The 12,042-nt window shown below is 68.4% G+C and carries 12 protein-coding genes; 4 read left to right on the top strand and 8 right to left on the bottom strand.

The genetic code is table 11. The features are described from left to right. The first annotated feature begins 59 nt into the window (after positions 1-59). Entirely contained in the window at positions 60-1,241 is a 1,182-nt protein-coding gene (locus tag K8P63_RS18710; protein ID WP_223799884.1) for a phospholipase A, read from the top strand. Between the two features lie 6 nt (positions 1,242-1,247). Here K8P63_RS18710 and K8P63_RS18705 read toward each other — a convergent pair whose 3' ends face one another. The 5 genes from K8P63_RS18705 to K8P63_RS18685 all read right to left on the bottom strand — a co-directional run bounded on the left by K8P63_RS18705 (position 1,248) and on the right by K8P63_RS18685 (position 7,531). Next, positions 1,248-2,417, bottom strand: a complete 1,170-nt coding sequence (locus K8P63_RS18705) for a GNAT family N-acetyltransferase (RefSeq protein WP_223797490.1) — start codon at positions 2,415-2,417, stop codon at positions 1,248-1,250. Positions 2,418-2,507: 90 nt separating this feature from the next. Continuing rightward, positions 2,508-3,224 (bottom strand): sterol desaturase family protein, encoded by a 717-nt coding sequence (locus K8P63_RS18700; protein WP_223799883.1) that lies wholly within the window; start codon positions 3,222-3,224, stop codon positions 2,508-2,510. A 157-nt stretch (positions 3,225-3,381) separates the two neighbouring features. Next, entirely contained in the window at positions 3,382-4,893 is a 1,512-nt protein-coding gene (locus K8P63_RS18695; protein WP_223797489.1) for a DHA2 family efflux MFS transporter permease subunit, read from the bottom strand. A 4-nt stretch (positions 4,894-4,897) separates the two neighbouring features. Beyond that, entirely contained in the window at positions 4,898-6,061 is a 1,164-nt protein-coding gene (locus K8P63_RS18690; protein WP_223797488.1) for an HlyD family efflux transporter periplasmic adaptor subunit, read from the bottom strand. A gap of 18 nt (positions 6,062-6,079) precedes the next feature. Further along, positions 6,080-7,531, bottom strand: coding sequence for an efflux transporter outer membrane subunit (locus tag K8P63_RS18685; RefSeq protein ID WP_223797487.1), 1,452 nt, complete (start codon positions 7,529-7,531; stop codon positions 6,080-6,082). A 95-nt stretch (positions 7,532-7,626) separates the two neighbouring features. Here K8P63_RS18685 and K8P63_RS18680 point away from each other — a divergent pair, with 95 nt between their 5' ends. Both K8P63_RS18680 and K8P63_RS18675 read left to right on the top strand, forming a co-directional pair. After that, entirely contained in the window at positions 7,627-8,262 is a 636-nt protein-coding gene (locus K8P63_RS18680; protein WP_223797486.1) for a TetR/AcrR family transcriptional regulator, read from the top strand. Beyond that, positions 8,259-9,044 (top strand): NTP transferase domain-containing protein, encoded by a 786-nt coding sequence (locus tag K8P63_RS18675; RefSeq protein ID WP_223797485.1) that lies wholly within the window; start codon positions 8,259-8,261, stop codon positions 9,042-9,044. Before K8P63_RS18680 ends, K8P63_RS18675 begins: the two co-directional genes overlap by 4 nt. Positions 9,045-9,050: 6 nt before the next feature. Here K8P63_RS18675 and K8P63_RS18670 read toward each other — a convergent pair whose 3' ends face one another. After that, positions 9,051-9,704 carry a DNA-3-methyladenine glycosylase family protein gene (locus K8P63_RS18670; RefSeq protein ID WP_223799882.1) on the bottom strand — a complete coding sequence of 218 codons (654 nt, stop codon included), beginning with the start codon at positions 9,702-9,704 and terminating at the stop codon, positions 9,051-9,053. Positions 9,705-9,778: 74 nt separating this feature from the next. On the opposite strand from K8P63_RS18670, the gene K8P63_RS18665 reads away from it, so the two are divergent. Then, positions 9,779-10,096, top strand: a complete 318-nt coding sequence (locus K8P63_RS18665) for a 2Fe-2S iron-sulfur cluster-binding family protein (RefSeq protein WP_223797484.1) — start codon at positions 9,779-9,781, stop codon at positions 10,094-10,096. A gap of 4 nt (positions 10,097-10,100) precedes the next feature. Here K8P63_RS18665 and K8P63_RS18660 read toward each other — a convergent pair whose 3' ends face one another. Together K8P63_RS18660 and K8P63_RS18655 are read right to left on the bottom strand one after the other, a co-directional pair. Beyond that, the gene (locus K8P63_RS18660) at positions 10,101-10,847 is read right to left on the bottom strand and encodes a TrmH family RNA methyltransferase (protein WP_223797483.1); all 747 of its coding nucleotides are present in this window, start codon (positions 10,845-10,847) and stop codon (positions 10,101-10,103) included. Between the two features lie 160 nt (positions 10,848-11,007). Further along, complete coding sequence (locus tag K8P63_RS18655; protein ID WP_223797482.1) at positions 11,008-11,718, bottom strand: choice-of-anchor K domain-containing protein; 711 nt, start codon at positions 11,716-11,718, stop codon at positions 11,008-11,010. Positions 11,719-12,042 lie beyond the last annotated feature (324 nt).

Raw genomic sequence — 12,042 nt, 5'->3', positions numbered from 1 at the left:
AGCGTCGGGCGGCCGGAGCGTGTTTCGGAACCGCCCTTCGATCCGAACGCTTGCGTAACATGATTCGCCTGCCGCTCGGCCTGTCCGTCTCCGCCTTCCTGTTCGCCCCCGCCGCCTTCGCCGAACCGCCGATCGTCGCCGCGACCGCGATCGATCCGGCGAGCGGCGCGGTCGACGTGTCGTTGATCGTCACCAACGGCGATGCCGCGGCACGACGTATTCCGGTCGCGCCGGGCATCGACGCGACGATCGAAACGGCCGACGGCACGCGCGCGCAGGTCCGGCTCGACCGCGCGGCCGATCAGCCCGATGCCGTCACCGTGGCGCCGTCGGGCTTCGCGCGGGAGCGTTATCGCTTCGCCATTCCGGCCGGCACCGGCGCGGGGATGCTCGCGCTGACGCTGCCGGGCGCGCAGGCGGTGGCGATCAATTATGGCGGGGCACAGACCCAATTGGCGCAGGCAGCCCCGCCGCTGGCGACCCCCGCCCAGCCGCCTGCGACGGCGCCCGTCGCCGAAGAGCGCGGCCGCAGCGTCTTCCTCGCCAACCTGTCGAGCTACGAGCCGATCTACGCGGTCTACGGTCCCGGCACGAGCAGCGACGCGCGGCTGCAGGTCAGCCTCAAATATCAGTTGTTCGGCCGCGCGGGTGCGCGCACCTCGTGGGTCGACGGGCTGATGTTCGGCTACACCCAACAGATGTTCTGGGATCTCGGCCACGCCTCGGCGCCGTTCCGCGACGTCAACTACATGCCCGAACTCTATTATGCGCTGCCGCCGCTGGCATCGGTGGGATCGTGGACGATCGGCGGCCGCTTCGGCCTGCGCCACGATTCGAACGGGCGGTCGGGCGCCGCGTCGCGCTCGTTCAATATCGCTTATGTCGAGCCCGAGCTGGCGACGACGCTCGGCGCGTACGATGTCGCGCTCGGTCCGCGCGCGTGGGTCTATCTCGGCTCGCGCTCCGACAATCCCCAGATCGCGCGCTATCGCGGCAATGCCGGGCTGTTCGGCCGCATCGGCACGCCAGACGGCATCCAGATCGACGCGAGCGGCCGGCTCAACCCCGCCAGCGGCAAGGGCGCGGTGGAGGCGCTCGTCTCCTATCCGCTGCCGCGCCTGTTCGCCTCCGGCCCGAAGCTCTACGTCTTCGGGCAGGGCTTCGCCGGCTATGGCGAGGATCTGCTCGATTATAACCGGCGCCAGACGCGGCTGCGCGCCGGCATCGGTATCACCCGCTGACGCGCGCTACAGCGCCTTTTCGTAGATGCGGTAGGTCTTGTTGATCTCGCTGTTGATCGTCTCGGCGATCGAGTTCATCCCCTGATTGTCCTCGAGGATCCAGCCGATCTCGCTGCGCTTCGCGCCGTAATTGGCGACCGCGGCGCGCCGGATATATTCGATCATCACGAAGGCGAGCTGGCTGGCCATGCGGCTGGCCTGCAGTCGCTTGACCACGCCCATCAGCGGCACGCGGATCGTGTTGACCGTCGGTCGGCCCGAAAAGCCGCCGTTCAGGCGCCACAGCAATTTGACGAAGCCGAACGGGAACAGCTCGCCGTCCAGATCGGCCTGCAGCTCGTTGAGGTCGGGCCAGCTCATCATGAAGGCGACCGGCTCGCCGTCATATTCGGCGATGCGGACGAGATCGTTGAAGATGATCGGCTTCATCTTCTTGCCGGCGAAGGCGATCTCGCTCTCGGTGAACGGCACGAAGCCCCAATTGTCGCTCCACGCATCGTTCAGGATGGCGAGGATGATCGCGGCTTCCTCGTTGAACTTCTTCTTGTTGACCTCGCGCACGTGGATGCGCGGGTTCTTCTCGCCCGCGGCGACGATGCGCTGGATCAGAGGCGGGAAGGGCGTGGTGATGTCGAGCTCCCACGTGTGGAGATCCTTCACCTTGGCATAGCCGGCGGCCTCGATCCACGCCTCGTAGCGCGGATCGTCGTGGCCCATCATCACGGTCGGCGCCTGGGCGTGGCCCTTGATGAGCAGGCCGGGCTCCTCCCAGATCGACATGCTGACCGGGCCGAGCGCGCGCTTGACGCCCTTGCCGCGCAGCCAGTTTTCGGCGCTCGCGATCAGGGCGCTGGCGACCTCCGGCGTGTCAGCGTCGAGATAGCCCCAATTGCCGCTGTCGGTGCCGCCGCCCTGGTCCGCCGGCATCGGCGTCCACATATGGTCGATCGACGCCGAGATGCGGCCGACGACCTTGCCACCGCGCTCGGCGAGAAACAGTTGGGCCACGGCATGTTCGAAGAAGGGGTTCTTGCCCGGCGTGATGAGGCCCATCGCCTCGTCCTTCAGCGGCGGGATCCATGCTGGATCTTCGGCATAATGCCGGAACGGAAGCTCGACGAACGCCTTTCGGTCAGCCTTGCTGTCGACCGGCCGGATGGTGATGCCTGCAGCCATGAATAACCCTTCCCTTCGCAATTCGCCTCTGCGCGAAGGGCGCGGCGGCGTAAAGCACGAAGCGCGCCTCGGCGCGGCGGGAAGGGTGGATCAGCCCTGCTGCTGGCGGATGCGCGTCGCGGGGTGCCCGGTGGCGACGCCGCCCGACAGCTTGGCGACCTTCGGGTAGCGCAGCGCCACTTCGGGCGTGTAGCCGAGGTTGAACACGGTCGCGCTCTTCTTGCGCTGCGACACCTTCTCGTAGCTGGTGCCGAACAGGCGATCCCAGAAGAAGTTGGTGATGCCGAAATTGCCGGTTTCGTCGTGGAAATGGTGCGCCATGTGACGCTGCTTCATCATCACCAGCATCGGATGCTTGGGCGTGTAGGCGAGATGCTGGATGCAGTGGCAGAATTCGTAGAAAGCGGTCGTCAGCAGGCCGGCCGTGAAGGCCGCCGCCGCACCGCCGACGCCGCCGATCAGCCAGCCGATCGGCACGGTCATCGCCACGATCATCGGCAAGGTCGTGTGCAGCGCGCCGAACAGGATCTCCAGCCGGTTGGGATCCTGGTGGTGATCGTAGTGGATCCGCTTCCACGTCGCGGCCAGCAACGGCACCTTGAACATCCAGCGGCTGTGCAGCACCCAGCGATGCAGCGAATACCAGACGAGCGGATAGAGCAGGACCGCGACCGCGATCGACGCGACGGTCGCGACCGCGCCGGCCGGACGCCACGCCCACACGCCGGCCGAAACGGCGGCGAGCAGCAGATAGGCGATCACCGCCGGATACTGGAAAAAGGCGACCACCAGCTGGTGGAAGTTCATGCGGTCAAGATGGTGCTCGCGGCGCCAGAACGTTGGCTTGATCGAAATACCGGTCACGCTTTCTTCACCCTCGAACCCTAGGAACGCACGCCTCAACGCGCGACCGCCAATATGGAGGCCGTAACTGCTCGCGCAATACGGCGCTTTTGCGGCCCCTTTAGTGTGCGCCGGCGGCGCTGGCGATCCGCTTCGGCTTCGGCACGATCCAGATCAAAGCGGCGGCGAAGATCATCAGCAACGTGCTGATCTCGAACAGGTGAGTCGTCGCGATCGCGATCGCCTGACGCTCCACCAACTGCTCGAGCATGGCGCGCGCCGTGCTGAGGTTCATGCCGAACTGGTCCAGCGCGATCCCCGGCTTCATGATGTCGGTCAGGTGCGCGCGGGTGACCTCCTCCTGATCGAACCACAAGGTGGTGGCGATCGAGGTGCCGACCGCGCCGGCCAGCGTCCGCACGAAGCTCGACAGGCCGGCGGCCGAGGCGGTCTCCTCCGGCCTGACCGACGACAGCGACAGGATGGTGAGCGGCACGAAGAAGAAGGGCAGTCCCAGCCCGTTCAGCATATGCGGATACGACAGGTGCCAATAATCGATATCCGGCGTCCACTGCGTGCGCTGGAACGTGGCGAAGGCCAGCGTCAGGATGCCGAAGCTCACCAGCATGCGCGGATCGATCTTGGTCGTCAGCTTGCCCACGATCGGCGACATCACCACCGCGAACATGCCCTGCCACATCAGCACGTAGCCGGCCCACGACGCGGTATAGCCGAGATAGCCCTGCAGCCATTGCGGCGTCACCACCACTGCCGAGAAGAAGGCGCCATAAGTGAAGGCCAAGGCCGCCACCGCCGCCGCGAAACCGCGATGGCGGAACACGCGCACGTCGACGATCGGCTGAACCTCGGTCAGCTCCCATATGATGAAGGCGACGAAGCCGACCGCGGCGACGATCGCCAGCTCCCAGATCCAGGTCGAGCCGAACCAGTCGTGATCGCGGCCGGTATCCAGCATCACCTGCAGCGCACCGACCCACACGACCAGCAGGACGAGGCCGACAATGTCGATCCGGTTCTTTTTGATCGGCGTCTCGTAGCGCCGCATCAGGATCCAGGTGCCGGCGAGGCACGCCGCCGCCACCGGCAGGTTGATGAAGAAGATCCAGTGCCACGACCAATTGTCGCTGATCGTGCCGCCGAGCAGCGGTCCGGCCACCGGCGCGACGACGGTCGTCATCGCCCACATGCCCATCGCGGCACCGCGTTTCTCGGGCGGGAAGACCTGGATCAGCAGCGTCTGCGTCAGCGGGATGAGCGGGCCGCCGCAGATGCCTTGGCCGACGCGGCAGGCGACCAGCATGGTGAGGCTCACCGAGGTTCCGCACAGGGCGGAGAAGAAGGCGAAGCCGATCATGCTGAAGATGAAGACGCGCACCGCGCCAAAGCGCTGCGCGAGCCAGCCGGTCAGCGGAACGCAGATCGCCTCCGCCACCGAATAGGAGGTGACCACCCACGTGCCCTGATCGGGCGAGATGGCGAGGCTGCCGGCGATGTGCGGCACCGACACGTTGGCGATCGACGTGTCGAGCACCACCATGAAGTTGCTGAGGGCGAGCACGAGCCCGCCGAGCCACATCATGCCGCCCTGCAGCGGCTTCGCATCGGCGGACATGCGATCAGTCCACGTCGATCGTGGCGGTCATCGACAGGCCGACGCGCAGCGGGTGCTGGGTCAGCTCGTTGGGATCGAGCTGGATGCGCACCGGCAGGCGCTGCACCACCTTGATCCAGTTGCCGGTCGCGTTCTGCGCCGGGATCAGCGCGAAGGCGGAGCCGGTGCCACCGGACAGGCCGACGACGCGGCCGTGATAGACGATGCCGCCGCCATACAGATCCGAAGTGAGCCGGGCGGGCTGGCCGATCTTCACGCGGCGCAGCTGGCCTTCCTTGTAGTTGGCGTCGACATACATGGTGTTGAGCGGCACCACGACCATCAGCTGGGTGCCGGCGGCGACGCGCTGGCCGATCTGGACGTTGCGCTGCGACACCACGCCGTCGAACGGCGCGTGGATCACGGTGCGCGACAGATCGAGCTTGGCCTGATCGTAGCGCGCGCGGGCGGCGGCGACGTCGGGATTGTCGTACATCGAGCCCTGCACCAGCGCCTGGTTGGCGGCGTAGCTCTGGCGTGCGGCCATGCGCGTGGCGTTGGCCTGCGCGATCGCCGCGCGGACGACGTCGAGCTGCGACTTGGCCTGCGCCAGCACGGTGCGCGTGGCGGTGATCTCGTCGCCGGAGACCGCGCCGGCCTTGGCGAGCGCCATGCGGCGGTCATAGTCGACCCGCGCCTTGTCATACTGCGCCTGCGCGGTGGTGAGGTCGGCCTGCGCGCGCTGGATGTCGCTGTCGCGCGCGGTGATCTGCGCCTGGAGCGCCCCGCCCGTCGCGCGCGTTTCCTGGAACTGGCGCTGCGCCTGGGCATAATCGGCGGCGGCGCGCTCGGCGGCGATGCGCATGTCGGCCGGATCGAGCGTGACGAGGATGTCGCCCTTGTGCACGATCTGGGTGTTGGCGACGCGCACGCTTTCGACCGGCGCGGCGACGAGCGGCGTCACGCTCGCGCTGTCGGCGCCGACATAGGCGTTATCGGTCGAGACGTGGCGCACGCCGATCACGAAATGGTAGAGCGTGGCGAGCAGCCCGACCACGACCACCACCACGACGAGGATCGTCAGCCAGCGGCGGCGACGCTGGGCGAGCAGCGCCTTCGACTCATGTGCCGGTTCGGGCGGGGAGACGGGCTCGGTCGCTTCGAGCTGAGGATCGGGCTGGTCGGCCATGGATGCGTCCCTGAAAGGTCAGTTGCCCGTCGCCGCGGCGTTTGCCGTCGCGGTTTGCCGGGGTTCGGAATAGCCGCCGCCCAGCGCGCGCACCAGCGCGACGTCGAGCGTGAAGGCGCGGGCGGACAGATCGGCGTCGCGGCGGCGCGCGGCGATCACCCCCTGCTCGGCGGACAGCGCGTCGAGATAGGTGGAAAGCTGTCCCTTGTAGCGCAGGCGGGCGATATCATACGCCTTCTGCGCATCGTCGAGCGAGGCGCGCACCTCGCGGATCTGTGCCGCGAGCGAGTTGCGGCTGGCGATGGCGTCGGCCACCTGACGCAGCGCCTGGATCAACGTGCTGTCATAATCGGCGACCGCCGCATCGTAATCCGCGCGGGCGACGCGATAATCGCCCGAACGCTGGCCGCCGTCGAACACCGGCAGCGACAGCGCCGGCCCGGCGGTCGCGTAAAGCAGGCTGCCGGTGGCGAGGCTGGCGATGTTGAGGTTCTGGAAACCGATCATCGCCGACAGGCTGATGTCCGGATAGAAAGCGGCCTTGGCGACCTTGATCCGCTCCGCCGCCGCCTCGACCCGCGCGCGCGCCGCGACGATGTCCGGGCGCCGCCCGACCAGGTCGATCCCGGCCGAAGCCGGCAGCGCGGTGGTGGTCAGCCTGGCGAGCGCCGGCGGATCGATCGTCAGGCCGCGATCGGGCCCCGCGCCGATCAGCGCGGCGAGCTGGTTGCGCGTGATCGCGATATTCTCGTCGATCTGGGCGATGTCGGCGCGGGCGGACGGCACCTGCGCCGCCGCCTGACGATATTGCCCTTCGGTATCGAGCCCGTTGCGGACGCGATCGGACACCAGCCCGGACGTGTCCTGGACGATGCGCAGCGTCTCCTCGGCCACCGTGCGTTCGGCATAGAGCCGCGCGAGATCGGCATAGGCCTGCGCGATCGCGGTCGAGAGCGTGACGCGCGCCTGCGCCTGCTCGACCCGCGCCGCATCGACGTCGTGCAGCGCCGCGCGGAGCCGCGCATGATTGCGGCCCCAGAAATCGAGATCGAAATTGCCCTTCAGCGAGGCCGCCTCGACGCGCGGCCAGCCCTTCAGCTGAAACGTGTCGGGCAGATTGTCCTGGCCGAGCTGCTTGATGAGGGTGGCGCTGCCCGTCGCATTGACGTTGGGCACGAGCGCCGCACCGGCGCTGCGCGCCACACCCTCGGCATGGACCAGCCGAGCCGCCGCCGCGGTGAGGTCGGGGGATCCGGCGAGGCCTTCCTGCATCAGCCGGTCGAGCTGCGCGTCGCCATAACGCTCCCACCAGCCGTCGCCCGGCCACTGCCCGCCCTCGTTGGGCAGACTGGCCTTGGCGGCGAGGGTGGTGGCGGAGCGCGGCTCCGGCCGCGTGCCCAGATCGGGCACGCACGCCGAGAGCGACAATGCCGTGGCGACCGCAAGCAAGGACGCCGAGCGAAGCTTCATCGAGAAAACCTGTACCGTTGCGTACGCGAAATTTGGCTTTAGCCTAGCACGACCGCTTGTCAATCGGAAACTGTACTCTATAGTATCGTCGTAAGATGGAAGTGATCTGTTCTCCCGGCCGGCGCGAGGCGCGGAAGGCCGATCGCCGGCGCGCGATCCTCGACGTGGCCGAGCGTTCGTTCCTCGAGCGCGGCTATGCCGATACGTCGATGTCGACGATCGCGGCCGAGCTGGGTGGCTCGAAGACGACCCTGTGGAGTTATTTCCCCTCCAAGGAAGAATTGTTCGCCGCCGTCCTCGATTCGAAGATCGACCATTTTCGGCGGGCGCTGGACGAAGCGCTGTTGTCGTCGGGGGGTACGGCGGCGGCGCTGCGGCGGTTCGGCCAGCTCCTGCTCGACAAGGTGATGTCGCCCTCGTCGATCGCGCTCAACCGGCTGATCGTCGCCGAGGCGGAGCGCTTCCCTTCGATCGGCGAAACCTTTGCGACGCGGGGCCCCGATCGCGTGCGTGAGCGCCTGGCCGAGTGGATGCGCGGCGAGATGGCCTCCGGCCGCATGCGCGAGGGCGATCCGGCGATTGCGGCGCGCCAGTTCATCGGCCTGTGCCAGGCCGGCTGCTATTTCGACCGGCTGTGGCGGCCGCAGCAAGCGGCGGCGCGGGATCAGGTTGCCGATATCGAGGCGGCGGTCGAGACCTTCCTCCACGGCTGGGCCTCTCCGGCTGCATGAGTTGGACGGCGATCCTGCTCGCCGGGCAGCGGCCGGGGGTCGACCCGCTCGCGGCGCATTTCGGGCAGGAATGGAAAGCCTTGGTGCCGGTCGCGGGCGAGGCGATGCTCAGCCGCGTCGCGCGCACCTTGCTCGCTTGCCCGTCGATCGGCCGCATCGTGGTGATGGCGCAGGAGCCGAAGGCGCTGTTCGTCGGCGACTGCGCGTGGCTGGCGGATGAGCCGCGAATCGCGACCTCCGTCAGTCATGTCGGGATCGCCACCAGTGTGGCCGAAGTCGCCGGCAGCGCCGCCGCGCCGTGGCCGATCCTGCTCACCACCGCCGACCACCCGTTGCTGACCCCGGCGATGGTCGAGGCGGCGATCGCCGGTGTCGGCGATGCGGATGTCGGTATCGGCATGGTCGGGCGGCGCACCCTGCTCGCGGCATATCCCGACAATCGCCGCACCTGGCTGAAGTTTGCCGGCGAGGCGTGGACCGGCGCCAATCTGTTCGCGCTGCGCACGCCCGCGGCGCGGCGCGCCTTGCTGGCGTGGAGCGCGATCGAGCAGGATCGCAAGAAGGCGTTCCGCCTGATCTGGCATTTCGGCCCGCTGCTGGCATTGCGCGCGGCGACGCGGACGATCTCGCTGGCGGGCGCGCTGGCCAAGGCGGGTGCCGCCGTCGGCGTGCGCGCGGTGCCGGTGCCGCTTCCCTTCGCCGAGGCGGGGATCGACGTCGACAAGCCGAGTGATCACGTGCTGGCGGAAGCGATCCTCACGCAGCGCGGTCTCACCGCTTGAACGGCGTCAGAGCGGCAGCTTGTCGGCCTTGGTCGCGCGTCCGGCCGCCAGCCGCTCGGTATAATGGTGCCAGGTGAACACCGCCGCGGCACCGCGATGCGGGCGCCACGGTTCCGCCAGCGCGCGGACGGCTTTCTCCGAGGGGCGCTCGGGCAGGCCGAGCAATTGTCCGACCTCCTCCTGCACCGCAAGGTCGCCCGCCGGCCAGATGTCGCCGCGCCCCTCGGCGAACAGCAGGTAGATTTCCGCCGACCAGCGGCCGATCCCCTTGATGGTGGTCAGCGCGGCGATCGCTTCCTCGTCGTCCGCGGGCAAAGTGTCGAAATCGAGCGTGCCCGACGCGACCAGTTCGGCGAGGCTTTTTACATAGCCGATCTTCTGGCGCGAGAGGCCGGCGGCGCGCAGCAGCTCGTCCGGCGCCGCCGCCAGCACCACCGGGTCGAGCGTGCCGCCCAGCGCGGTTTCCATCCGCGCCCAGATCGCGCCGGCGGCGGCGACGCTCACCTGCTGGCCGATGATCGTGCGCAGCAAAGTCTCGTGCCCGCGCGCGCGGATGCGTGCGTCGGGATAGCCGTGCCGCTCCAGCCCACGCGCGAACGCAGGCTCGATCGCGACCAGCGCATCAAGGCTCGCGCGCAATTGATCGACCGTCAGTCCCATCCTCATCCTCGGTTGCGCCGCTGCCATGCGCGCGACATAGGGGCCGCGACCCCGTTTCTTCCGGAGACCGAATAATGCCGAAGCTGACCGTCGTCACCCGCGAAGGCGATGAGCGTGAGATCGACGGCGAGGCCGGCCTGTCGGTGATGGAGGTGATCCGCGATGCGGGCATCGACGAGCTGCTGGCGCTGTGCGGCGGCTGCTGCAGCTGCGCGACCTGCCAGGTGTTCGTCGATCCCGAATTCGCCGATCGGCTGCCGCCGTTGAGCGAGGACGAGAATGACCTGCTCGATACCTCCGATCACCGCACCGCTTATTCGCGGCTGTCGTGCCAGATTCCGTTCGACGATACGCTCGACGGGTTGCGGGTGACGATCACCCCCGAGGACTGACCGCTCAGGTGCGTGCGGCGGCCGCGTAGAGCGCGATCGCCGCAGCATTCGAGACGTTGAGGCTTTCGACGCGCGGGCTGATCGGCAGGCGTGCCAGCTCGTCGCAATGCGACTCGGTGTTCTGCCGCATGCCCTCGCCCTCGGCCCCGAGCACGAGCGCGACGCGCGCGGTGCCGAGCGCCTCGCCCAGCGGGCGCTTGCCTGCGCCGCTCAGGCCGATCCGCCAGAAGCCCGCCTCGCCGATCTCGTCGAGCGCGCGGGCGAGGTTGACCACCCGCACCCACGGCACGATCTCAAGCGCACCCGATGCCGAGCGCGCGAGCGTGCCCGATTCGGGCGGCGCGTGGCGATCCTGCGTGATGAGGCCGAGCGCGTCGAACGCGGCCGCCGAGCGCAGCACCGCGCCGACATTGTGCGGGTCGGTCACCTGATCGAGCACCACCAGCGGCCGCCGGTCGTCTCGGCCCTGCTCCAGCAGGTCGCCCAGCCAGATGTCGGGCAGCGGGTCGACCTCGATCACCACGCCCTGGTGCGGCGCGTCGGCGGGCACCATCCGGCCGAGATCGGTCACCTCGGCGAATTGCACGGTCACGTCGGTCGGCAGCCCGCCAAAGCCGGCCAGCGCTTCGCGCGTGCCCCAGATCTTGCGCACCGTCCGCTCGGGATTGGCGAACGCGGCGGCGACGGCGTGACGGCCCCACAGACGGGGACGGCCCGCGGGGGCGACGGATGGACGATGGCCTCTGCGCATAATGTCTTCGGTGCGAGTGATGGATCGCGCGAGGTCGCGCGCCGTTCGCTTAACGCCGTCCGGCCGACTTTGCCAGCCGATGCGGCGCGCACACCCCGTCGGCGGCAGAAATGGGGGGGCGGCAGGACGCCGCCCCCCTCCGTCGCGGACGTCGCTCGTGTCAGGCGATGGCCTGCATGCGGCGACGGTCGCGCATCGCGCCGCCCACCAGCGCGAAGCCGCCGATGAACATCGCCCACGAAGCGGGCTCGGGCACAGCCCCCGGTGCGTGGCTCGTCACGACGGCGAACAGGTCCGCGGTTGCGCTGGCGCCTTCCAGCACATGCAGTTCGCTGCTGTCGGAGGCGAGGAAGCCGTCGCCGACCACGTTACCGAAGCCGGTGAGGGCGACGTGATAGGTCGTCCCGCCGATCACGAAGTCGGTCGCCGAATAGCTGCTCGGGAAATAGACGTAATCGGCCGAGGCGATCGGGTCGCTGGTGTTGGGCGTATTGACCAGATCGAGCGTGAAGATGCTTGCCACCGCGGGAATGGCGGGCGTGGCGAAAGCGAGCGTCAGCGCCACGTCGACCGAAGCGGCCTCCGTGCCGCCCGCGATGCTGCCATTGGTATAGGTCAGCGTGCCCACCTTGAACGGCGTCTCGTAATCGCTCGAGAAAGCGGCGCTGGCGAAGGAAAGTTCGTTCGGCGTGCTGAAGCCGATGGGATCGCCGTAGGTGAAATGCGACGTGCCGACGCCGGTCACCACCGCGGTGCCCGGCTTCGGATTGACGAAGATCGCGGACGTGCTGCCCGTCACGCCTGCTGCGAGCGCGGGCGCCGTGGCGCCGACGAGCGTGAGACAGATTGCCATGTCGAAGAAGCGCTTCATAAATTCCCCCTGTCAGATTGAAGGACGCTCAGACGCTGATCGCCGGTCGATCGCGGACGAGGGGGGCGGCGGCGCCATGCGCACGCGGGACGACGCCCGCCTGCGGATCGGCAGGATGCTTCATTTGCCTTGCCCCCAAGGTTCGCGAAGACCGTCGATAAGGAGTGGCGCAGCGTGGCTTTTATTCCCCGGCAACGGCGGGGAAGGGGCGCAAGGCCGCCGAAGCGAGCCGTGCGCTCGACGAACCGGATGCCAACGATCGATGGAAGCGGCAATGCCGCGGAGCGCGACCCGTATCGCGGCGCGGGCCATTGCCGCGCAGAA

This window comes from Sphingomonas nostoxanthinifaciens, from assembly GCF_019930585.1.
Classification (GTDB): Bacteria; Pseudomonadota; Alphaproteobacteria; order Sphingomonadales; family Sphingomonadaceae; genus Sphingomonas_I; species Sphingomonas_I nostoxanthinifaciens.
The sequence above is the reverse complement of the archived record's forward strand: the minus strand, read 5'-3'. Positions and strand labels throughout refer to the sequence as shown.

Coding starts and splice junctions, on each gene's coding strand:
- K8P63_RS18690 (WP_223797488.1), bottom strand. CDS start 6,061: ATGGCCGACCAGCCCGATCCTCAGCTCGAAGCGACCGAGCCCGTCTCC.
- K8P63_RS18685 (WP_223797487.1), bottom strand. CDS start 7,531: ATGAAGCTTCGCTCGGCGTCCTTGCTTGCGGTCGCCACGGCATTGTCG.
- K8P63_RS18710 (WP_223799884.1), top strand. CDS start 60: ATGATTCGCCTGCCGCTCGGCCTGTCCGTCTCCGCCTTCCTGTTCGCC.
- K8P63_RS18655 (WP_223797482.1), bottom strand. CDS start 11,718: ATGAAGCGCTTCTTCGACATGGCAATCTGTCTCACGCTCGTCGGCGCC.
- K8P63_RS18660 (WP_223797483.1), bottom strand. CDS start 10,847: ATGCGCAGAGGCCATCGTCCATCCGTCGCCCCCGCGGGCCGTCCCCGT.
- K8P63_RS18700 (WP_223799883.1), bottom strand. CDS start 3,224: ATGAACTTCCACCAGCTGGTGGTCGCCTTTTTCCAGTATCCGGCGGTG.
- K8P63_RS18675 (WP_223797485.1), top strand. CDS start 8,259: ATGAGTTGGACGGCGATCCTGCTCGCCGGGCAGCGGCCGGGGGTCGAC.
- K8P63_RS18695 (WP_223797489.1), bottom strand. CDS start 4,893: ATGTCCGCCGATGCGAAGCCGCTGCAGGGCGGCATGATGTGGCTCGGC.
- K8P63_RS18670 (WP_223799882.1), bottom strand. CDS start 9,704: ATGGGACTGACGGTCGATCAATTGCGCGCGAGCCTTGATGCGCTGGTC.
- K8P63_RS18665 (WP_223797484.1), top strand. CDS start 9,779: ATGCCGAAGCTGACCGTCGTCACCCGCGAAGGCGATGAGCGTGAGATC.
- K8P63_RS18705 (WP_223797490.1), bottom strand. CDS start 2,417: ATGGCTGCAGGCATCACCATCCGGCCGGTCGACAGCAAGGCTGACCGA.
- K8P63_RS18680 (WP_223797486.1), top strand. CDS start 7,627: ATGGAAGTGATCTGTTCTCCCGGCCGGCGCGAGGCGCGGAAGGCCGAT.